Here is a 21,636-nt window from a genome sequence, read left to right on the forward strand (position 1 = left end):
TTGATGTTTAAGCTGCGGGCTTTGATGAAAAACAAAATGACGAATTTGACGATTATGCCTGGGCTCATACGCACCTCTCCGTTTAAATTTATGAAATTTTATCCACTCTAAATTTGCGAAATTTTATCCGCGGAACCTGTCCGTAGAATTAGGCTTTGCCGACGGCTTATGCGGCCTGCGTTAAAATTTCATCGCGCTCTCGCTGCGTTGCTATCTTGCCGCCTTGTAGGCTTTGTCTTTTGGCTACGTGAGGCGGACTTGCGCGCTTTGGCTTGCGTAGCGTCTCGTTAGCAAGCCCCCTAGGTTGCAGCGTGTCGCAGCAGCGCTCATTCGGCTCGGCGCGCGATACTTTGCTTGTGGTATCCGCACCCGCGCATGAGAGCTTGGCGCCGCTAAAATTTTATCGGCTCTTAGCCCCATGCGATACGTACTGCGCGCCGCGATAGAATTTTGTGCGACGCAAGGACCTACCGAGCTTGGCTTTGCGCCGCATTGCGGCAAAATTTTAAAATTTGCGCCGCAAAGCGCTTGCCTTGTATTGGCCTGGGATGCGGCGCAAATGATTAAATTTTAACCGCACCGTCGCCGAGCCGTTTTAAAGCTCAAACGAATTTTTGAGCCGCTACGATACGTGAAATTCCAAAAATCGCGCCTTAGCGATCAAGCCCATTTGCGCTTGCTTGTGAGCCATGCAAAAAGCGGCGTATTTGCGCCCTTCGCCGCGCCCATGTAAAAGCAACGCGTCCCTTGCTGCTCAAAGTCCATTTTCGCTTGCTCGCACCTCTGCCAAGCCGAAGCCAAGAAGCGCACCGTCTCACATCCAATCTAAAATTTGCGTGATCTCGGTGGCGTGAAAAATTTTAAGCCCCTGCGTGTTTTGCGGCTTCATCGGGACGATCGCGTTTTTAAATTTCTGCATCGCGGCTTCTTTCAGGCGCGTATCGAGGTTGAAGATCTCCCTGATCTCGCCGTTTAGGCTCACCTCGCCGATGAAGACGCTCTCTTTGCTGATCGGGCGGTTTTTGAAGCTGCTTACGATCGCCGCGACGACGGCAAGATCGCACGCTGTTTCGGTGATTTTTACGCCGCCGCTTACGTTTACGAAGACGTCGTATCCGCCAAGCCCGATCTCAAGCTTGCGATCAAGTAGCGCCAGAAGCATATCGAGGCGGTTTTTATCAAAGCCCGTGGCGCTGCGCTTCGGGTAGCCGCTCTCGCACACGAGTGCTTGGATCTCCACGACGAGCGCGCGCGTGCCCTCCATCGTGATCGTAATCGCCGAGCCGCTTACCGCCTTGCCGCGCGTGAAAAATTTACTCGCGACGTCCTTGGCGCTGACGAGCCCGTGCGGCCCCATCTCAAAAATCCCCACCTCGCTCGTAGCCCCGAAGCGGTTTTTAAAACCGCGTAAAATTCTAAGCTGTTTGCTCGCATCGCCCTCGAAATACAGCACCACGTCCACCATATGCTCTAATATGCGCGGGCCCGCGATCGAGCCCTCTTTGGTGATATGGCCGATGATGAAGATCGAAATCCCGCGCGCTTTGGCAAGTCGCATCAGCTCGAACGTGATCTCGCGCACCTGCGTGATCGAGCCAGGCGCAGAGGGGGCTTTGTCGCTAAAAAGCGTCTGGATGCTGTCGATGACGATAAACTTATAATCCCTGCGCTCCACCTCTTCAAGCACGGCGCTCAGATTGATCTCGGTGAGCAAAAACAGCTGCTCGCTTATCGCGCCCAGCCGCTGCGCACGCATTTTGATCTGGCTGGCGCTCTCTTCGCCGCTTACGTAAAGCACGGCGCGGTCGTCGCTTGCTAAATTCGCCGCGATCTTAAGCAGCAGCGTGGATTTTCCGATACCGGGGCTGCCGCCGATTAGCACGAGCGAGCCCTCCACGACGCCGCCTCCGAGGACTAAATTTAGCTCGCTATCCTTGGTGTCGATGCGCGAAATTTGTTCGATTTCTATCTCGCTGATCGCTTTGGCGCTTGCGGACGAGGTGCGGGCAAGCTCGCCCTCGATCTCTTTTAGCGCCTTAATCTGAGCGGGCTTAAGCTCGACGAAGCTATCGAATGCGCCGCAGTCGGGGCATCTGCCGAGCCATCTGCTTTGCTGATTGCCGCAGTGCTGACACTCAAAAATCGTGGTTTTAATCTTCGCCATCTTTATCCCTCGCTCATTTTGTCTAAATTTAGCCTTGAATTTCGCGAAATTATACTTAAAATTTTTAAAATTTTAGCCGCCCCGCGTGCTGTTTGCGGAATCAAAAATCACGGAACAAAGGATTTGCGGCTAAATTTAAATATGTTTTAAACATTTATAACTATAATACAAACTTTACTTTATTTAAAGAAGGTTTAAGATGAAGGGTAAGCTTAGTAGAAGCCAGTTTTTGACGATATCGCTTACGCTATTTGCGATGTTTTTCGGTGCGGGAAATTTTATTTTTCCGCCGGGTCTTGGCAGGGAGTCGGGGCAAAATTTTTATATCGCGATAATGTTTTTTTGCGCTACGGCGGTGCTTCTGCCAGTGCTCGGCGTCGCAGGCATTGCGCGCGCAAAGGGACTTCAGAGCCTGGTGCGCCGCATAGATCCGGTGTTTGCGATCGTTTTTACCGCGCTTTTATATCTTACGATCGGGCCGCTTTTTGCGATACCGCGCGCGGCAAATATGCCTTTTGACATCGCGATTAAGCCTTTTATTGCAGAAGAGCGTCTTCAAATTTGGCTATTTGTTTATTCTGCGGCATATTTTGCGCTGAACTATTACATCTGTATGAACCCTTCAAAGCTCGTCGATCTGCTAGGAAAATACCTCACGCCGATACTTTTGGCGCTTATTTTGCTGCTTTTCGGCGCGGGATTTTTATTTCCGATCGGAGGTTTCGTCGCTCCTAGCGGAGAGTATGTCGATCACGCCGCAGCAAAGGGCTTCGTAGAGGGCTATCAGACGATGGACGCGCTTGCGTCGCTGGCATTTGGAATCATCGTAATTAACGCCATTAAAGCAACCGGCGTTAGCGACGAAAAACACCTTGTAACCTCCACGATAAAAGCAGGAATGATGTCGGGCGTCATACTGATGACGATATATTTTATGCTGGGCTATCTGGGCGCGACCTCCGCAGAGCTTTTTAAAGATACGCCGAATATCAACGGAGCGGAGCTTTTGTCGCGAGTAAGCGATCATTATTTCGGAAGAGTTGGCGTCGTGATCCTAGGCAGTGCGTTTTTTCTAGCCTGCATCACCACGACGTTAGGGCTTATAAGCTCGGCTAGCGAATACTTCGAAGAGCTTACGAAGGGCAAGATCAAATATAAAACCTGGGCGATCGCTTGGTGCGTGATCGGCTTTGGAGTCGCAAATTTCGGCCTTACGACCATCATCAAAGGCTCCATCCCCGTGCTCGTCGCCATCTATCCGATCTCGATCATGCTGATAATCCTCTCGCTGATTAATCCGTGGATCGATTCGAGCAAGCTGATTTACCGCGCCTGCGTCTATGTCTGCGTCGTCGAGGGCGTCATAAACGGACTTGATATTTTGGGGATTTCGGTGCCGCTTGTGACGTCGTTTGTGAAGATGATGCCGTTTTATGATTCGATGCTCGGCTGGATCGTGCCTAGCACCTTGACTTTTGCCGTGACCTACGTGCTGCATCTGATCTTTGAAAAAAGAGACGATAGCTTTTAAATTTAAGAGCTATTCTAAAATTTAGCCGGGCTCTACGGGGCTCGGCACACTTTTAAATTTTAATTTACCACCGAATTTAATCTCTCATATTTTTGCCGGAATTTTGACATATAAAATAAGTCGCCTTCAAAATTTTAACCTAAATTTACGCTAGAATTATCAAAATAAAATCGCAAAAGGAAATAAGATGGATAAACGGGATGAGGCGCTAAATCTGGCGCGAGATTTCGAACGCGACGGCTTTAGCATACCTAATTTATACGAGCGGTTTTGGCAGCTGCAAGGTAACGAGACGGCGTATTTTGCGCTAGCGGATAGCCTGCTGTGCGGGCGGCAAGAGGGCGGCACGCTGCTAAAGGACGCTCTGGGCTACGTAGGCGAGGAGGATTTTAAAGCTCTGATCGCTACGGCGGTTGAAATTTTGCGCGAAGAGGCGGCAGAGGAGCGCGAAACGAAGCAGAATGAAAGCGCGGCGCAGACGGGAGATAATGCACGCTTGGCGCGGGCGGACGAAAGCGCAGGCAAAAATGCGCGGCAACGCGGCAGAGATGAAAAGAGCGCGCGCTGGAAAAACGCCGAAGAGGTCATCGCCCCGGCGAGCCTCGAGTTTGCGCCGTTTTTGCACCCGTATCTGGGTGAGCTTTTTAAATTGCAGCCGAATGAGAGCGCGTATTACGCGGAGTATCCGTGGCGCGGGCTTAGTTACGAGAGCTCGCAAATCTGGCGCGAGAAGCTTGCGGATCCGCAGACGAGCAAAGATGACAAACAAAAAATTTTTAGCTGCTTGCTGCAAACCCGCGATCCGCAAAATATAAAATTTGCCTGCGAGTTCGCGCTTGCAGAGGACTTCTTCGACCGTCCGTGCGACCTGCTTGAATATATTGGCTATTGGCTGGAGGCCGTCGGATTTACTTTTGAGCGGGTTAAATTTGGCGCAGACGAAGCCGACTCCGATAAATCACAAAAAGCGTCGAACGATGAAATTTGCTTTGGCGGCGAGAAAACCAGGCTCAAAAGATACTGCGGGCAGCGCGTGTATCACATAATCTTTCCGCGCGGCTATTTCGGCGCACCCTATGCGCCGCATCTGGCGAAACACCATCCGACCTGGCGGTTTGAGGGCGGCAAGGCAGGCTATAAGCTCGGCGGGGTTTTGGATGAGGCGGACGGCGATGCGCAAAATCCGCTTTTTCATATCATCACGCTTGATCCGCTGCCCCGCGACTTGCCCGTGCGCTCGCTGTCTCGCCTAACCCTCGCCGCTCACGTTAGAGAGGTAAACGAAGGGGAGATAGTCTTTTACGAGCACGACGCGCAGGGTATGCCGCGGCGTATCGGCGAAAGGACGCAGGTCGAATACGTGCAGGACGAACCGATAAAGGAGTGCGAAGTAACACTTACGCCCACGCCGGCGCGCTGGGCGGCTCAGGACTGGGGGATGTCAAACAGCAGACAAAATCTTGCGCGCATCGGCGGCGAGCCCTCGTGGATACAGGGCGCCTCGGTGCCGACGTGCCCTATATGCGGCGAAAAGATGGAGTTTTTGATGCAGCTTGACAGCGAGCTTCCAAGCTGCGAGCAAGGCGGCGAGGTATATTTCGGCAGCGGCGGGATTTTATATGTGTTTTGGTGCGAGCGGACGCGGGTGAGCGCGTTTTTTATGCAGTGTACGTGAGTAAAATTTAAGAAAAACGCGCAAATGGACGGACGGATGATCACGGCGAAAATAAAAAGAAAGGACGGTATCTGGTATTTTGACGACTATTTTAGGTCGCTTCGCAAGAATGAAAACGAAATAGCAAAGCCTATCAGGCAGTTCGTCTCGGATCCGAAAAGGTATCTGTTCAGTACGAAAGAAACCCTTCACGACGCCGTTTTGACTGAATTTAAATTTGGCATTTTAAAAAACGAAGATAGACTGACGATGAAATTTTTATCGCCCTACCGAGATAGAAATTTTAAATTTGTTTTCAAAAACGTCCTAGCCGTCCGCTTCAAAACGGACGATAAGAGCTTTAAAAATAACGATCTGATAGTTCATCAATTTTCGCTAAAGCCTAGAGGCGTTTGCGAGTATGATTTTATCTTTGCGAGCGGACAGAGTATAACCGTAAAATTTAAACAGCTTGAGATCATTGAGGAATTCTTATAAGCGCGCTGCTTTGCTGATGGCGGCGAGATTTTGCGTATTTTGGTGCGAATGGACGTGGGCGAGCGCGTTTTTATGCGGTGCGTGAGCTAAAATTTTGCAAAATTCTAAACGAAAATTGTAAAATTCTAAGTAAAATTTATTCTAAGATAATAAAGCGGCAAAATTTGCCGAGCATTTCGGCGCGTAAAATTTAAGCTTGTTCGGCGAGAATATGTAAATTTAAGCAGGCGCGAGGCTTAGGCGTAAATCCCATCCACCAGCGTCTCTACGAACTCATCCGAGTTAAATTCCGCTAAATCCTCCATCCGCTCGCCCACGCCGACGAAAAGTATCGGCAGCCGCAGTTCGCGCGCTATGGCGAAAAGTGCGCCGCCTTTGGGCGTGCCGTCGAGCTTCGTGATGATGATGCCGTCGAGCTTCACAATCTCGTTGAATGCCCTAGCTTGCGCGACGCTGTGATTGCCCTGAGTGGCGTCGAGCACGATGATCTTGCGGTGCGGTGCGCCGCTTTTTGCGCGGTCGCATATGCGCACGATCTTCTCTAACTCCGTGGCTAAATTTTTCTGATTTTGCAGGCGTCCCGCGGTGTCGATCAGGACGCGATCGATGTTTTTTGCGCTTGCCGAGCTTACGGTGTCAAACGCCACGGCCGCGGGATCGTGCCCCTGCGCGGTCGCTACGATCGGCAAATTTAGAATCTGCGCCCATCTGCGCAGCTGCTCGACCGCGCCCGCGCGAAAGGTATCGCATGCGCCTAAAATCACGCTTTCGCCGCTATTTTTATATAAATTTGCAAGCTTTGCGATGCTGGTGGTCTTGCCTGCGCCGTTTACGCCTAAAATAAGCTCGACGAAAGGCTTTTCATCCACAGCTCGCGCAATCTCGTAATCGAAATAGCTCTTTAAAACGTCCTTGAGATCATCTTTGGCGACCAGCTTTTTTGCAGGCAGTTTTTCTAAAATTTCCTCCACGAGCTCGTAGCCTACGTCGGCTTCAAGCAGCATCTCTTCTAGAATTTCTTTTGAAATTTTATCCTCGCCCTTCGCGTCCAGCATCGCACCTATGGTCTTGCTAAGCCCCTTTTTAAAAAATTCGAACATCAGAAAATTTTCTCCAATTCGGTCATTAAAATTTCTTCCGGCATCAGCCCGAAATACTGCGCGCTAAACTCGCCCTTTTCGTCGTAGATCGCCATATACGGCACTTCGTTTATGCCGCCTAGCGCCTTGATGAAAAAGTCGTTCGCCTCGCCGTAAGCGATCGCGTAATTTACCTCGTGCGCGCTTGCGTAATTTTTTGCATCGTCTAAATTTGCATCACCGATCATCACGCCGATTATGTCAAGCTTGCCTGAGTAGGCTTGTTTGGCGGCATTTAGTGCGCTTACCTGCACGGCACAGGCGTCGCACCATGGCGTAAAAAACGTAAATAGCGTCACGGTGGAGTTATTATCGATTCGAAAACCCTGCTTCGTCTTTTGCATATTTAAAATTTTTCCGTTATTAAGCTGAAGTGTAAAAGGAGCGGTATAATCGACCTGGATTACGGCTTCGGTTTCGGACTGCGGCTGCGTGGCGTTGGCCTCGGTCGGGGTATCGCTTGATTTTTTATCTTCATCATCTCCGCAACCTGCAAGAAACAAAAAAGCCGTAAAAAGCGCTAGAAAAAAACGAAATTTCATACTAAACCTTGAGAATTTTATCGCAAAATTATACAAAAAATAGCTAAAATAAGCGTTAATATTTTATTCGAAAGATCAAACGATGCAAAAGAATGAATTTAGAAAAATCTGTAAATCTCGCCTGAAATCTTACGCCGCGCGCGCAGCTAGATGCGAGCATTATCTGCTTTTAAGGCGCATAGAGGGGCTAGTGAAATTTTTAAAAGCTCGTAAAATTTTAATATTTTTGCCGATGAGCTACGAGCCGAACGTTTTGATTTTAAGAAAAAAGCTATCAAAAAGCTGCGAATTTTACGTCCCGTTTATGGTGGATATTAGTTTAAAAATGGTAAGATTGCGTTTACCTTTTAAAATTTCGCGCTTTGGATTGCGCCAGACGCTTCCGCAAAACGGGTATTTTAAAAAGGTCGATCTAGCCGTGGTTCCAGCTATCGGAGTGGATGGCGCAATGGCTAGAATAGGACATGGGAAAGGATTTTACGATATGTTTTTTTCAGGTCTGAAGCTTAAGCCCGCAATCGCGTTCGTGAGTATAAAAGACTGCTTTTGCAGCGAAATTTTATCGCTTGATCACGACGTAAAGGGCGATTTTTACATAACTCCGAGCCAAAATTACCTAAAAAGAGGAAAGTATGATAGAGATTTTAATCGCCTTGTGCGCTCTTGCGGTGGGCGCTGGCATAGGATACTTAGTAGCTAGAAAGATCAATAACGCCAATTACGATTTCTTCGTCGAACAAGCCAAAGCCAAAGCTAAAGCGATAGAATTTGAAGCCGAGGGCATCTTGCGAAATTCTAAAATTTCGGTGCAGGAAGCCGAGTTTGAAGCGAAGAAAAAATACGACGACAAATCAAGCAAACTACAGAAGGAATTTAACGTTAAATTTGACGAGCTCGGCAAAAAGGAGCGCGCGCTTCTAACCGAGCAAGAAATTTTAAAAGATAGCAAAAAAGAGCTCGAAAGCGCCAAAAAAGAGGCGAAATTCCTCTACGAAGAGGGCTCAAATTTAAAGAAAAGCTATGAAGAGAAGCTCTCCGAGGCGCTTAAGGTGCTTGAGCGCGTGGCGGGCTTTACTCAGGATGAGGCGCGCGCGCAGGTGCTTAAGAAGGTCGAGGAGCAAAGCCGCACCGACATCGCTCACATCGTGCGAAAATATGAAGAGGAAGCCAAAAAAGAGGCGCGAAAAAAGGCGAATTATATTTTGGCGCAGGCTACGTCGCGCTTTGCGGGCGAGTTTGCGGCAGAGCGGCTTATCAATGTCGTAAATATCAAAAACGACGAGCTCAAAGGCCGTATCATCGGCAAGGAGGGGCGTAACATAAAGGCGCTTGAGATGACTCTTGGCGTGGACGTCATCATCGATGATACTCCGAATGCTATCATCGTAAGCTCGCACAATCTCTACCGCCGCGCCATCGCCGTTCGCGTCATCGAAACTCTTATCGAGGACGGCAGAATTCAGCCTGCGCGCATCGAGGACATCTACAAAAAAGTAAGCGACGAATTTGAAGCTAGCATCGCCGAAGAGGGCGAAAATATCGTAATGGATCTAGGCCTTAGTAAAATTCATCCCGAAATTTTAAAACTTATCGGTAAGCTTAAATTTCGCGCCAGCTACGGTCAAAACGCCCTTGCGCACAGCCTTGAGGTCGCGCATCTTGCGGGTATTATCGCCGCAGAAACGGGCGGAGATCAAAAGCTAGCCAAGCGGGCGGGCCTGCTTCACGACATCGGCAAGGCGCTAACTCACGAATACGAGGGCTCGCACGTAGATCTGGGCGCCGAAGTTTGCCGCCGTTATAAAGAGCATCCGGTAGTTATAAATGCGATCTACGCCCACCACGGCCACGAGGAGGCCACCAGCGTAGAAAGCGCCGCAGTCTGTGCCGCAGACGCGCTAAGTGCCGCGCGCCCGGGCGCCAGACGAGAGGTGCTAGAAAGCTATCTAAAGCGCGTTAGCGACATCGAAGCGATCGCGATGAGTAAAACGGGCGTCAAGCAGGCCTATGCGATCAACGCAGGTCGGGAGATCCGCGTCATCGCAAACGCTAAGCTTATGAACGACGACGAGGCAGTTTTGGTCGCCAAAGAGATCGCCTCTGAGATCCAAGATAAGGTTCAATTCCCAGGCGAGATCAAAGTTAACGTCATACGCGAGCTTCGCGCGGTCGAGATAGCCAAATAAGGAGTATGAAATGAAAAAATTTATAATCACTTTATTTTTGCTTTTTAACGCGGCATTTGCCGATGATGAGCTCATCATCAACAGCGCAAGCGCCTATTCGTCGGTAATGCGCACAAACTCGCAGTACAAATATCTAGCGCAGCAAGCCCGCGCGATCGTGATCTTCCCTAGCGTCAAAAAGCTGGGCTTCATCATAGGCGGAATGTACGGCGAGGGGATCATCGTCTACAATAACGACGGCGCGCGCAGCGTAAGCGGCGCAGAGATCAGTAGCGCCAGCATCGGACTTCAGATCGGTTACGAGGATAACTACCTAGTCATTTTCGTGATGAATGACGACGTGATCGAAAAGATGCGAAAATCCCAAATCACGCTCTCGGGCGATGCGACGGCGGTCGCGGGCAATTACAGCGCGGACTCGGGCGCGCTGGACGTACTAAATCAAGATATGTACGTCTTTACGAACAAGGGCGGATTATTCGCTGGCGTGAGCTTGGGCGGCTCGGTGCTGGAGACTAAAAGCGATCGCGCTTTTGATCCGAACAGCGACGGCTACGCGTTTTTGATGCGTATAATCGGCGCGGAGGGCGGATATTGATTTCAAAGAACATAGCCTGTGCGCGGGCGCTTTAGCGGTTAAATTTAGTCCAAATTTAGCCGAAATTTAGTCCGACGATCGCAGCTGAAATTTAAACGTTTGTGAAATTTAGCGCCGCTTGCTTGCGAAACTTTGCAAATTTTAATTTAGCGTTTTTCTAAATTTAGCCTCGCGCGAGCTTTGAAATCGCGCATGCAGAACTTTATGCGGCAACTATCAAAAAGCGTAAATTTTGCTCGGTCGTCCTAAATTTAGAGCTTTAAATTTAGCTGCCGCCGACAAGCCCGCAAAATCAAAAGAGCGTATGCTAATAAATTTTGTCGCAGCGGAATTTCGGCGCATAAAAGCCTCAAAATTTTGAAATTTAAAACCTAAAATTTAATAGAATTTTATGAAAGGATTTGATGGAGTCGATGTTTGAAAACCTCCATACGTGGGGGTATCTGATACTGTTTTTGTATTCGCTGGGCGGAGGATTTTTGGCGCTTGCGGCAGCGGGCGTGCTAAGCTCGGCTGGCGAGCTCAATATCGTCTTATGCATCGTAATCGCCTGCATATCGAACTTTATAGGCGATTCGGGGCTGTTTTTAGTAAGCCGCTACAATAAAAAGGAGATTATGCCCTATCTGCGCAAACAGCGCCGCAACCTCGCTCTGGCGCAGATTTTGTTTCGCAAATACGGCGACCGCATAATTTTAATCAAAAAATTTATCTACGGCCTCAAAACTCTCGTACCGATCGCGATCGGCATCACAAAATATTCGTTTTTAAAATTTAGCGTCATCAATGCCGTAAGCTCGCTCATTTGGGCACTCGTGGTGGGGCTACTGAGCTACTACGCGGGCGATTTCGTGCGCGGGCTTTACGAGCGGATAAAAGAAGCTCCGTGGATCGCGCCGCTAATTTTGGCTGCAATCGCCGCGATAATCGTCGCGTATTTTCGCTTCGCCACGCGTAAAAGAGGCTAGCGGTGGCAAAAAAGCTGATCCCGCTCGCAATTTTCGCAGCACTTCTTTTGGCGCTAAATTTTATCTCCAATTCGCGCGGCTCCGCGGCTAAAGATGAGCGGGTTTTTACCTCCAAAACCCTGGATGCCGCTTCTCGTAAAAGCGGCGCGCAAGATCCTAAACGCGGCACCGATCGCGAAATTTCAAGCTACGAAAATCCCGCAAGCGACGCCGGCGTAAAAGATAAGAGCGGCGCAAGAAACGCAGACGGCGGAGCAGGGCTCGGAGCAGATACGAGAAATTTAAAATCTCATCCGCGAGCAAACGAGCGCGGCGCGACAGATTCTAAAGACGAGGCGGACGTCCACACGCGGCACAGCGCAGATTATGAAGCTTCAAACTCGCAAAATCCCGCCGTAAATTCTAAAAATCAGCCCTCAGACGAGCCCTGCATAAGCAGGGAGTGCGTGAGCGCTCATATCCGCCGTACGGGCGCTTTGCCGCAAAATTTTATCACGAAAAAGCAGGCGGGCGAGCTTGGTTGGCAGGGCGGCGATCTGTGGCGATACGCGCGCGGCAAGAGCATCGGCGGCGACCGCTTCGGCAATTTCGAGCGCAGATTGCCTGATAAAAAGGGGCGGATCTGGCGCGAGTGCGATATCGAGTATCGCGGCGGCGCGCGCGGTGCGAAGCGGCTGATATTTTCAAACGACGGGCTGATCTTTTACACCGCCGATCATTACGAAAGCTTCGAGCGCGTGCAATGAGTTTAAATTTTAAAACGCGCAGCGCCGCAAAGATCATCGTCGACGGCGCAAAGATCAGACGCAAAGATCAAATTTTCGCGCTGTTTGCCGCAGCGCTGGATTTCGAGCCCAAATACGTCGCAAATTTAGATGCGCTCTACGACGCGCTTGGCGAGCGGAGCGGACAGGTCTGCTTGATCATCAAAAGGGGCGGAATTTTAAAGCTAAGGCTGGGCAAATTTTATGATATTTTGCTGGAGGTTTTGCGAAGTGGCAAGGCGAAAATTTTAATACTATAAGCTCTCGCGACAGCTTATTATGGCTTCAAAGCCAAATTTTACCGAGTCTAAGACGAGTTTATTTCGCCGCAGTTTCGATCGCGCCGTTAAAATTTCCTAAATTTAGATCTAAATTTCAGAGCTTATTAAAAGAGGCGATTTTCGAAATTTCGTCCACAAAGCTCACGCGGTCAAATTTAAACTCAAGCCCATACCGCCAATCTTTGCGGCGCAGGTTTTTAAACTCGGCAAATTTAACCGTATCTGCTTCAAATTTAACCCTAAGCGCGAGATACCAGCAGCTCCAGATCCCGCACGGACAGCCTAGTAGCACGACGTCCCGCTCATCTTGCGCCAAATCAGCCTCAAGTGCAGCACGCAAAAATAGCTCCTCAAAATCGATCAAGCTCAAATAAGCATAGCTTCCCGCGATGCTGGCCTGCCCGTCCTTTGCGGCAAAGCTTTGCTCGCGCCGCCTAATTAGCTCGAGCAGAGGCTCGCCGTTTATCGCAACGACGACTTCGGTAAAGCTTTCACCCTCAATTTCGTAATCGTTTAGGTAAAATTTAATGCTATCCATGCGGCAATCTCGCTAAATTATCTGTTTACGCCGTATTTGCACCGGCTTGCTAAAATTTCGGCGCAGTTTAGCAAATTTGAAGTGAAATTCGGTTGAAGATCAAAAAAATCGCTGGTAAAGCGCAGATCAAATGGATATTTTTTAAAATTTAAGGATTTCGAGCTCACGGAGCTTGCTTTTGGCGAGCGAGAGCTTAAATTTACAAAAAAGCTAAATTTGCGTAGATGAAAGAAGCGAAAACAGAAGGTTGAATTTCATCGCAGATCAAAGAGGTCGAAACGAGAATTAAATTTTGCTAGGGATAAATAAGCCGAAATTAGAAACGAGGGGTTAAATTTAATTCGCTTTTCATGGCGCTCAAATTTAACCCCGCCGCGGCTACATCATTTCGCCGTTTTTGTGCTCATATTCGGTGTAGGTTACCGGAATATCCTTCTTGCCTTTGCCCGGCGTATACACTCCCTCTCCGCGTTTGAAAAGAAGCTCGATACCTTCGGCGTTCGTAAGCATTATACCGCTTGCGGAAGCAGCGCGCTTGAGATTATGCTTTTTACCTTTTTCGTCGGTTAGCACGCCCGTTGCGAACATATCGTTCGAGCTAAGGCTGATGCGCTTATCTCCGGTCTCTCCGAGCAGAAATACGATCGTGTGCGTTACGGGCTCTTGCGTTTGCTGTGGAGCCGTGTCGGCCTTAGGTTGGTTGCATCCGCTTAAAAGCGCGATTGCCGCTAATGACGAGAATACAATTCGTCTCATTTTTTCTCCTTTAAAAAAAAGTTCGCGAATTATATAGCCAAAAAGTAAATCCTAGATTTCGCGACTTTTTATTTAATCAAAGATTAACCCAAATTTAGTAAAATTCCAGCTGAAAACATCCCAAATAAGGAGAACCTTATGGCAGTAAAAATCGCAATTAATGGCTTTGGAAGGATCGGTAGGTGCGCGGCGCGCATCATCTTGGAGCGAAATTTCGCCGGCGAGGATGTCGAGCTGGTCGCATTCAACGACACGGCTACGCGCGATATGACGCGCTATCTGCTCAAATACGACAGCGTGCACGGCGAGTTTAAGCACGATGTGCGGATCATAGACGACGGACACATCGAGGTGGACGGCAAAAAGATCCGCGTATTTTCGACTCGCGACCTAAATGAGCTAAATTATGCAGATTACGGCGTGGATGTGGTTTTGGAGTGCACGGGTAAATTTTTAACTACAGAAAAATGCGAGCCCTATCTAGCTCGCGACGTAAAAAAAGTTGTTATGAGCGCCCCTGCGAAGGACGATACGCCGACCTTTGTAGTCGGCGTGAACGACGATAAGTACGCGGGCGAAGCTATCATCTCAAACGCCAGCTGCACCACAAACGGCCTAGCACCCGTGGCAAAGGTACTTGATGAAAAATTCGGCATCCAAAAGGCGCTTATGACGACGATCCACGCCTATACGCACGGACAGAGCTTAGTCGATGTCAAAGCCAAAGACTTCCGCCGTTCGCGCGCCGCGGCGCTAAATATCGCTCCGACCACGACAGGCGCGGCAAAGGCTATAGCCAAGGTTCTTCCGCAGCTAAACGGCAAGATGCACGGCCAAGCGGTCCGCGTGCCAGTTGCTAACGTCTCGATGGTCGATCTAACGGCGATTTTGGGTAAGAGCGCAAGCGCGGAGGAGATAAACGCGGCGTTTAGAGAAGCTGCGGACGGCTCGATGAAGGGGATTTTGCTCGTAGATGACGACTCGCGCGTTAGCAGCGACTTTTGCACTAGCTCGTACAGCAGCATAGTAGCTAGCGATACTACGCAGGTGATCTGCGGCGATATGGTTAAAATTTTTGCGTGGTACGACAACGAATGGGGCTACTCGCACCGCCTTATAGATCTCGCCTTACGCGCCGTAAAGGGCTAAAAATGAGTGAAATTTTATCGATCAACGATCTGGGACTTAACGGCGCGAAAGTATTCATCAGGTGCGATTTTAACGTGCCGATGGACGAGTTTTTAAACATTACCGACGATCGCCGAATTCGCGCGGCGATCCCTACTATCCGCTACTGCCTCGATAACGGCTGCAGCGTGGTTTTGGCTAGCCACCTGGGACGCCCTAAAAACGGCTTTGAGGAGAAATTTTCGCTGCGAGGCGTCGCAAAGAGACTCTCGCTTTTACTGAGCCACGAGGTTGTGTTTGCCGAGGACGTCATCGGCGCGGACGCCAAAACTAAAGCCGCTGCATTGAAGCCTGGCGAAATTTTACTTCTTGAAAATTTGCGCTTTGAAAAGGGCGAGACCAAAAACGATGAGGCGCTAGCCGGCGAGCTTGCTAAATACGGCGAATTTTATATCAACGACGCGTTTGGCGTCTGCCACAGGGCGCACAGCTCGGTCGAGGCGATCACTAAATTTTACGATGAGAAGCATAAGGCGGCGGGATTTTTGCTGCAAAAGGAGATAAATTTCGCTCAAAATCTCATCAAGCACCCTGCGCGTCCGTTCGTCGCGGTCGTGGGCGGCAGCAAGGTAAGCGGTAAGCTGCAAGCCCTGCACAACCTGCTTCCGCGCGTGGATAAGCTGATAATCGGCGGCGGCATGGCGTTTACGTTTTTAAAATCAATGGGTGAAAATATCGGAAACTCGCTACTCGAAGAAGATCTCATCGAAGATGCAAGGCAAATTTTACAAAAAGGTAAGGAGCTTGGCGTTAAAATTTACCTGCCCGTAGACGTCGTCGCAGCTCAGACCTTTTCGGCAGAAAGCGCCGTGAAATTCGTCCCGGCTCAAGAGATACCAAGCGGCTGGATGGGGCTAGATATCGGGCCTGCGTCGATTAGGCTCTTTAAAGAGGTCATCGCCGACGCGCAAACCATCTGGTGGAACGGGCCGATGGGTGTTTTTGAGATGGATAAATTTAGCAAAGGCAGCATCAAAATGAGCCACGCCATCATCGATACACACGCGACTACGGTCGTGGGCGGCGGCGATACGGCCGACGTCGTCGAGCGCGCGGGAGATGCTGACGAGATGACATTTATCTCAACTGGCGGCGGCGCGAGCTTAGAGCTCATCGAGGGCAAGGAGCTACCTGGCATAAAGCCGCTTAGAAAGGCTGCGGAGTGAGGTTTTTAGCAAATTTAAAGTGCAATCACACTAGAGCGAGCTTTGCAAAATATGCTGAAATTTTAGATGCAAATTTAAGCGCAAACGACGACGTGACGGTGTTTCCGCCCTTTAGCGCGTTTGATCTTACAGCTCATAAATTTAAACTCGGCGCGCAAAATTTCTACCCGTGCGAAAGCGGCGCTCACACCGGCGAGATCGGCAAGGCGATGATGGATGAGTTTGGCATAAAAAGCGTGCTGATCGGACACTCCGAACGGCGCGAACTCGGCGAGAGAGAGGAGCTTTTGCGCGCTAAATTTGACTTCGCCGCAAAGGCTGGTTGGCAGATCGTTTACTGCATCGGCGAAAATTTGAGCGTGAACGAAGCGGGCGGTACGAAAGAGTTTTTGGCCGAGCAGCTAAAAAATATCGAGCTTGGCTACGAGCGGTTACTAATCGCCTATGAGCCAATCTGGGCTATAGGCACGGGCAGGAGCGCGAGCGCGGAGCAGATTGAGGAGATATTAAATTTCATCCGCGAGCAGACGAGCGCGCCGCTACTTTACGGGGGTAGCGTAAATGCCGCAAATATCGGTGGGATAGTGAGGATCACAAACTGTGACGGGGTGCTAGTAGGTACGGCGAGCTGGGACGCATCGAAGTTTTTGGAGCTTATGCGCGTTGTCTCGCATCGCTATACTTCGTTGTCTTAAAATTTTGCTCGGTCATTACCTAATATGGTAACTCCCGTCGCAAAATTTTAAGCCGCCTAGTCTAGCTTCGCGATACTGCCGCTATCAAATTTGGTTTTAAATTTGGCGTTTCGCGAGATTTTGCAAATTTTAATTTATAGAATTTTAAGTCAAAAGCCAAGCAAAAATAGAAAGGAGAAATAATGATTTTAAAAGGCAAAAAAGGCCTCATCGTCGGCGTCGCTAACGCCAAATCTATCGCTTACGGCATCGCCGAAGCTTGTCACGAACAGGGTGCACAAATGGCGTTTACCTACCTAAACGACGCGCTGAAAAAACGCGTAGAGCCGATCGCGGAGGAGTTCGGGAGTAAATTTGTCTATGAGCTAGATGTAAATAACCAAGCCCACCTAGACGGCCTTGCGGATCACATCAAAGCAGACCTTGGCGAGATAGATTTCGTCGTGCACGCAGTGGCCTATGCGCCCAAAGAGGCGCTAGAGGGCGAGTTTGTAAATACAACCAAGGAGGCCTTTGATATCGCGATGGGCACGAGCGTGTATTCGCTGCTAAGCCTCACGCGCGCGGTGCTGCCGGTGCTAAAAGAGGGCGGCTCGGTGCTCACGCTAACTTATCTCGGAGGGCCGAAATTTGTACCTCACTACAACGTAATGGGCGTTGCAAAAGCGGCTCTTGAAAGTTCAGTGCGCTATCTCGCTCACGATCTTGGCGCGCGCGGTATCCGCGTAAACGCCATCAGCGCAGGCCCGATCAAAACGCTTGCGGCAAGCGGAATAGGCGACTTTAGGATGATTTTACGCTACAACGAAGTAAACAGCCCGCTAAAACGCAACGTCACGACGCATGACGTCGGCAATAGCGCGATGTATCTGCTTAGCGACCTAGCTAGCGGCGTGACCGGCGAGGTGCACTACGTCGACTGCGGCTACAACATCATGGGTATGGGCGACGTAGCGACCGACGCCGAGGGCAAGACGATCTTCGCGTGGGATGCAGCCAAGACCGAGTAAAACGACACGTAAAAAGGCAAAATTTGACGCGCGCAGTTTTTTACGACGATAGTCATAGACGGATAGCAGAGGGCGGCATAGAGGGCATCGCCGCCGTTTTGCTAGGTGATGATGAGGCCGAGAAAGCCTCGCTCTTGTTGTGTCTAGATTATTACCTTGATCCCTACTACGGCTGCACGCTGGCGCATGAGAGCGAAATTTTCGCCCTTTTGCAGGAGCTGCTTCTGAGCGAGCGCTCGCAAGCTATCAGAGACGATATTTTGCAGCTTCTGGGCGATTACTGCGGCGATTTTAGCGTGCTGCGAAGCAGGATTTGCGAGGCGTCTGGCGAGATTTTGCCAGACATTAGGCGCTTGATCCAAGGATAAATTTAACGGCCGGCACGCCTTTGCGCACGGTAATTGCGTCGCGGCGAGCGGTAGCGAAATTTGCCCGCCTCCGCGCACGCCCCTTTTGCCGCGAAAATACGGCAGCGTAAAATTTTAAGATTGGAAGCGGCGATGAGAACCTTGGATGAGCGAGGAGCTAGGTCTAGCGAGCATACCTAAAAACGGCATGGAGATAGAGGATTATTTCAGAGCTGTTTTTGAAAAAAGCGGCAAAAACCGCCAGGAAGGAGCTTGATGAAAAAGGATTATATCTGCGTATTCGATTGCGAGACGATCCCAGACGTAGCGGCGCTGGTGCGGGTGCTGGATGAGGATGCGATCGCGGGCTGTTTCGAACCTTTCGATAAAAAAAGTTTCGCAAAGCTTCTTGACGCGCAGCTCTCGCAAAAGATCGACAGCGGGAAGCAAAGCGCGTCTTTAAATTTTGCTGTAAATTTGGCGGAACAGAATTCTAAAATTGAAAATTCCGAGAAAAATTCCGCGCCTCAAAATTTTACGCAGCAAGACGTCGCGCCTCAAAGCTTCGCGAGTGAAAATTCCGCTGGACAAAATTTTATAGTGCAGAATTTTAAGGAAAATTCCAAGGCACTAAATTCCGAGCAAAATTCTGCATCGAATTCCACAGGGCAAAATTTAGCGCCGCAAAATACGGCGCCCAAAAATTCCGCATCGCTAAATTTAACCTACGACGATACTGCGCCTCAAAGCTCCGCGACACATGGCTCCGAGATAGAAAATTCCGCGCTCCGAAGTCCTGCGCTTCAGAGCTTTGCGGCGGGAAGCTCTGCACCTCAAAGCTTCGCATCCCAAAGCTCAAATAGCGAAAATCTCGCTTCAAATTCTGCGCAAGATCCCGCGCTAAATTTTAAAATTTACGGCGAGCAGCCGATCTTTAACGCGGATAAAAGCAAAATTTTAAACCACAAATTGCTCTCGCTTAGGGCGATGGATATTTTCAAAGAAAAAACCGGCAGCGAGTTCCTGCCCGTCTGCTTCCACCGCGTCGTTAGCATTAGCGCCGTGATGGCGGACGGATTCGGCAGATTTTTGCGCGTCTCGACGCTTGAGGGGGAGAGCGAGCGCGATAAAATCGCAAAATTCCTAGCCTTCATCGAGGATTTTAATCCGCGGCTCGTGAGCTTCAACGGGCGCGGGTTCGATCTTCCGATGATTATGGCGCGCGCGATGTGCTATGATCTAAGCGCCGCGGCGTATTTTGAGACGAACGATCGCGATAACAACAAGAGCAAATGGGAGAACTACCGCAGCCGCTACGACGGGCGGTTTCATCTGGATCTGCTCGATCACATCAGCGATTTTGGCGCCGTTCGCGGGCTCAAGCTTGATCATATCTGCGCTAGCGTGGGCCTTCCCGGCAAATACGACGTGCACGGCGATCAGGTCCTGCAGCTGTATTACGCAGGCGAGCAGGCCAAGATCGACGAGTACTGCAGATCCGACGTGCTCAACACCTACTGGCTGTTTTTGAAATACGAGCTTTTGCGCGGCAAGATCACCAAGGACGACTATCTGAATTATATCGCGGTGATGGGCGAATTTTTGCAAAAAGAGAGCGCGCAAATGAGCTATACGCCCGTTTTTTGCGACTTTATAGAAAGGGAGCTAGCGGCATATGCGAAGTAAAATTTTTAAAATTTTAAAAGGCGCGGTTTTTTGCGCGCTGTTTTTGCTCTGCGGCGCGGTCGCGGACGAGGCTAAATTTAAACCGATGCTGCTTAAAGAGTACGTCCCCGGCATGAATATCACGGGCTGGGTCATCAGCGAGAAGCTAGACGGCGTGCGCGCGATCTGGGACGGCAAAAATCTGCGCTCCAGACGCGGCAAGATCATAAACGCCCCCGAGGGCTGGAGCGCGGGCTTTCCGCCGTTTTTCGTGGACGGCGAGCTATACACGGCGCGCGGGGAGTTTGAGCAGCTCGTCTCGATCGTCTCTTCTAACGTGCCCGATGAGCGCTGGAGCAGGGTGAAATTTTACGCATTCGACCTGCCGAAGGAGCAGAAAAACCTAAGCGCGAAGATGGAAATTTTAAGAAATTTTATCGCCTCAAGCGGCGCGCAAAATTTGCTCATCGTGCAGCAAACTCCGGTAAGCACGCACGCCGACGTGCAGGCGTATTTTGATCGCGTCATCGCAGCAGGCGGCGAAGGCGTCGTGCTGCGCGATCCAAACGCGCTTTATGAAAGCGGGCGCAGCGATAAAATTTTAAAATACAAAAAGACGCATGATAGCGAGTGCAAGGTCGTAAAAATCAACCCGGGCTACGGCAAAAACGAGGGCAAGATGGGCTCGCTTAGCTGTGTGGATCTACGTAGCGGAGCGAAATTTAAAGTAGGCACGGGCTTTAGTGACGAGATGCGGGCAAATCCGCCTAAGGTGGGCACGATCATCACCTATCAATACCAAAATTTAACCCGCGAGAAAAAGCCGCGCTTCCCCGTATTTTTGCGCGTGCGACCGGCGATTTAATCTAAGGGGCTATAATCGCGTATTTTGATAAATTTAATCCGAAGGAGAAGAGATGAAAATTTTAATCACCGGCGGCGCGGGATACATCGGCAGCCACGTCGCAAAGGCGCTTTTAGAAGCGAATCGCCACGATGTCGTCATACTGGATAATCTTTGCAAGGGCTCGATGCGGGCGATCGAGGCGCTTCGCAAGATAGGCAAGTTTGAGTTCGTGCAGGAAAGCCTAGAAAACACCCCCGCAATCGAGAAGCTTTTTAAGCGCGAGAAGTTTGATGCGATCATTCACTTTGCGGCGTTTATCGAGGTTTTTGAAAGCACGCAAAATCCGCTAAAATACTATCTAAATAACACCGCCAACGCGATGAATTTGATCGCGCTTGCGAACAAATACGGCGTGAAAGACTTTATCTTTAGCTCCACGGCAGCGACCTACGGCGAGCCCGACATCCCGCAAGTAAGCGAAGAAACTCCGCAAAATCCGATCAATCCGTACGGCAGAAGCAAACTGATGGTTGAGTGGGTGCTAAAAGACGCGGCGGCGGCAAATCCGAATTTTAAATATGGAATTTTGCGCTACTTCAACGTCGCAGGTGCCGCAAGCGACGGCACGATCGGGCAAAACTACCCGAACGCGACGCATCTTATCAAGGTTGCGACCCAAACGATCGTCGGTAAGCGCGATAAGATGAGCATTTTCGGCGATGATTACGACACCAAGGACGGCACCTGCATACGCGACTACATCCACGTGGAGGACCTCGCAAGCGCGCATCTGGCAGTGCTTGATTATCTACAAAGCGGCGATAGCGCAGTATTTAACGTAGGCTACGGCACGGGCTTTAGCGTAAAAGAAGTCGTCAATGAAGCTAAAAAAGTAAGCGGCGTGGATTTTAAAGTGCAGATCGCTCCGCGCAGAGCGGGGGATCCTGCCTGCCTCATCTCAAACGCGGATAAAATTCGCACCAAAACCTCTTGGCATCCCGAGCACGAGAGCCTGGATGAGATCATCCTAAGCGCGCTTAATTGGGAAAAGAAGCTCTAAGCGCGGCTTTGCGAGGCTAAATTTGAGCGGCTTTTTAAA

Annotated in this window: 22 protein-coding genes; 17 read left to right on the top strand and 5 right to left on the bottom strand. The window is 50.0% G+C overall.

The features are described 5' to 3' along the window. Nucleotides 1-814 precede the first annotated feature (814 nt). A complete protein-coding gene (gene radA / locus Q0438_RS10350) occupies nucleotides 815-2,164 on the bottom strand; it encodes a DNA repair protein RadA (protein ID WP_299190655.1) in 1,350 nt (449 codons plus the stop codon). Nucleotides 2,165-2,363: 199 nt separating this feature from the next. Between radA and brnQ the strand changes: the two genes are divergently transcribed. The 3 genes from brnQ to Q0438_RS10365 all read left to right on the top strand — a co-directional run bounded on the left by brnQ (nucleotide 2,364) and on the right by Q0438_RS10365 (nucleotide 5,847). Beyond that, nucleotides 2,364-3,695: a branched-chain amino acid transport system II carrier protein gene (gene brnQ / locus Q0438_RS10355; protein WP_299190656.1), complete on the top strand. Its 1,332-nt coding sequence runs from the start codon at nucleotides 2,364-2,366 to the stop codon at nucleotides 3,693-3,695. A gap of 187 nt (nucleotides 3,696-3,882) precedes the next feature. Next, entirely contained in the window at nucleotides 3,883-5,370 is a 1,488-nt protein-coding gene (locus Q0438_RS10360) for a hypothetical protein (protein WP_299190658.1), read from the top strand. Nucleotides 5,371-5,406: 36 nt separating this feature from the next. Next, nucleotides 5,407-5,847, top strand: coding sequence for a hypothetical protein (locus Q0438_RS10365; protein ID WP_299190660.1), 441 nt, complete (start codon nucleotides 5,407-5,409; stop codon nucleotides 5,845-5,847). Between the two features lie 236 nt (nucleotides 5,848-6,083). Here the strand turns inward: Q0438_RS10365 and ftsY are convergent, their stop codons facing one another. Further along, nucleotides 6,084-6,947, bottom strand: a complete 864-nt coding sequence (gene ftsY, locus Q0438_RS10370) for a signal recognition particle-docking protein FtsY (protein ID WP_299190662.1) — start codon at nucleotides 6,945-6,947, stop codon at nucleotides 6,084-6,086. After that, nucleotides 6,947-7,528 carry a TlpA disulfide reductase family protein gene (locus tag Q0438_RS10375; RefSeq protein WP_299190664.1) on the bottom strand — a complete coding sequence of 194 codons (582 nt, stop codon included), beginning with the start codon at nucleotides 7,526-7,528 and terminating at the stop codon, nucleotides 6,947-6,949. The genes ftsY and Q0438_RS10375 overlap by 1 nt, the downstream gene beginning before the upstream one ends. A gap of 82 nt (nucleotides 7,529-7,610) precedes the next feature. On the opposite strand from Q0438_RS10375, the gene Q0438_RS10380 reads away from it, so the two are divergent. The 6 genes from Q0438_RS10380 (at nucleotide 7,611) to Q0438_RS10405 (ending at nucleotide 12,304) form a co-directional block, all read left to right on the top strand. Next, on the top strand, nucleotides 7,611-8,228 hold the full coding sequence (locus Q0438_RS10380) for a 5-formyltetrahydrofolate cyclo-ligase (RefSeq protein WP_299190665.1): 618 nt from the start codon (nucleotides 7,611-7,613) through the stop codon (nucleotides 8,226-8,228). Continuing rightward, entirely contained in the window at nucleotides 8,161-9,714 is a 1,554-nt protein-coding gene (gene rny / locus Q0438_RS10385) for a ribonuclease Y (RefSeq protein WP_177386778.1), read from the top strand. The genes Q0438_RS10380 and rny overlap by 68 nt, the downstream gene beginning before the upstream one ends. Before the next feature lie 10 nt (nucleotides 9,715-9,724). Further along, the gene (locus tag Q0438_RS10390; protein ID WP_299190668.1) at nucleotides 9,725-10,312 is read left to right on the top strand and encodes a lipid-binding SYLF domain-containing protein; all 588 of its coding nucleotides are present in this window, start codon (nucleotides 9,725-9,727) and stop codon (nucleotides 10,310-10,312) included. Between the two features lie 404 nt (nucleotides 10,313-10,716). Next, nucleotides 10,717-11,280 carry a DedA family protein gene (locus tag Q0438_RS10395; RefSeq protein ID WP_299190670.1) on the top strand — a complete coding sequence of 188 codons (564 nt, stop codon included), beginning with the start codon at nucleotides 10,717-10,719 and terminating at the stop codon, nucleotides 11,278-11,280. Nucleotides 11,281-11,282: 2 nt separating this feature from the next. Next, entirely contained in the window at nucleotides 11,283-12,026 is a 744-nt protein-coding gene (locus tag Q0438_RS10400) for a ribonuclease domain-containing protein (RefSeq protein ID WP_299190671.1), read from the top strand. Further along, nucleotides 12,023-12,304, top strand: a complete 282-nt coding sequence (locus Q0438_RS10405) for a barstar family protein (RefSeq protein WP_299190673.1) — start codon at nucleotides 12,023-12,025, stop codon at nucleotides 12,302-12,304. Before Q0438_RS10400 ends, Q0438_RS10405 begins: the two co-directional genes overlap by 4 nt. A gap of 115 nt (nucleotides 12,305-12,419) precedes the next feature. On the opposite strand, the gene Q0438_RS10410 is transcribed toward Q0438_RS10405, so the two are convergent. Together Q0438_RS10410 and Q0438_RS10415 are read right to left on the bottom strand one after the other, a co-directional pair. Beyond that, entirely contained in the window at nucleotides 12,420-12,863 is a 444-nt protein-coding gene (locus Q0438_RS10410) for a hypothetical protein (protein ID WP_299190675.1), read from the bottom strand. Nucleotides 12,864-13,241: 378 nt separating this feature from the next. Beyond that, the gene (locus tag Q0438_RS10415; protein ID WP_299190677.1) at nucleotides 13,242-13,619 is read right to left on the bottom strand and encodes a hypothetical protein; all 378 of its coding nucleotides are present in this window, start codon (nucleotides 13,617-13,619) and stop codon (nucleotides 13,242-13,244) included. A 138-nt stretch (nucleotides 13,620-13,757) separates the two neighbouring features. Between Q0438_RS10415 and gap the strand changes: the two genes are divergently transcribed. The 8 genes from gap (at nucleotide 13,758) to galE (ending at nucleotide 21,597) form a co-directional block, all read left to right on the top strand. Further along, on the top strand, nucleotides 13,758-14,768 hold the full coding sequence (gene gap / locus Q0438_RS10420) for a type I glyceraldehyde-3-phosphate dehydrogenase (RefSeq protein ID WP_299190679.1): 1,011 nt from the start codon (nucleotides 13,758-13,760) through the stop codon (nucleotides 14,766-14,768). A 2-nt stretch (nucleotides 14,769-14,770) separates the two neighbouring features. Beyond that, nucleotides 14,771-15,973 carry a phosphoglycerate kinase gene (gene pgk / locus Q0438_RS10425; RefSeq protein WP_299190681.1) on the top strand — a complete coding sequence of 401 codons (1,203 nt, stop codon included), beginning with the start codon at nucleotides 14,771-14,773 and terminating at the stop codon, nucleotides 15,971-15,973. Continuing rightward, a complete protein-coding gene (locus Q0438_RS10430; protein ID WP_299190683.1) occupies nucleotides 15,970-16,668 on the top strand; it encodes a triose-phosphate isomerase in 699 nt (232 codons plus the stop codon). The genes pgk and Q0438_RS10430 overlap by 4 nt, the downstream gene beginning before the upstream one ends. Nucleotides 16,669-16,850: 182 nt before the next feature. Further along, nucleotides 16,851-17,678 (top strand): enoyl-ACP reductase FabI, encoded by an 828-nt coding sequence (gene fabI, locus Q0438_RS10435; protein WP_299190684.1) that lies wholly within the window; start codon nucleotides 16,851-16,853, stop codon nucleotides 17,676-17,678. A 23-nt stretch (nucleotides 17,679-17,701) separates the two neighbouring features. Beyond that, nucleotides 17,702-18,046, top strand: a complete 345-nt coding sequence (locus Q0438_RS10440; RefSeq protein ID WP_299190686.1) for a hypothetical protein — start codon at nucleotides 17,702-17,704, stop codon at nucleotides 18,044-18,046. Nucleotides 18,047-18,301: 255 nt separating this feature from the next. After that, nucleotides 18,302-19,711: a 3'-5' exonuclease gene (locus tag Q0438_RS10445; protein WP_299190687.1), complete on the top strand. Its 1,410-nt coding sequence runs from the start codon at nucleotides 18,302-18,304 to the stop codon at nucleotides 19,709-19,711. Further along, nucleotides 19,701-20,555 (top strand): DNA ligase, encoded by an 855-nt coding sequence (locus Q0438_RS10450; protein ID WP_299190689.1) that lies wholly within the window; start codon nucleotides 19,701-19,703, stop codon nucleotides 20,553-20,555. The genes Q0438_RS10445 and Q0438_RS10450 overlap by 11 nt, the downstream gene beginning before the upstream one ends. Before the next feature lie 52 nt (nucleotides 20,556-20,607). Continuing rightward, a complete protein-coding gene (gene galE / locus Q0438_RS10455; RefSeq protein WP_299190691.1) occupies nucleotides 20,608-21,597 on the top strand; it encodes a UDP-glucose 4-epimerase GalE in 990 nt (329 codons plus the stop codon). Nucleotides 21,598-21,636: the final 39 nt, after the last annotated feature.

This window comes from uncultured Campylobacter sp. (genome assembly GCF_938030785.1).
In the GTDB taxonomy this organism is placed as follows: Bacteria; Campylobacterota; Campylobacteria; order Campylobacterales; family Campylobacteraceae; genus Campylobacter_B.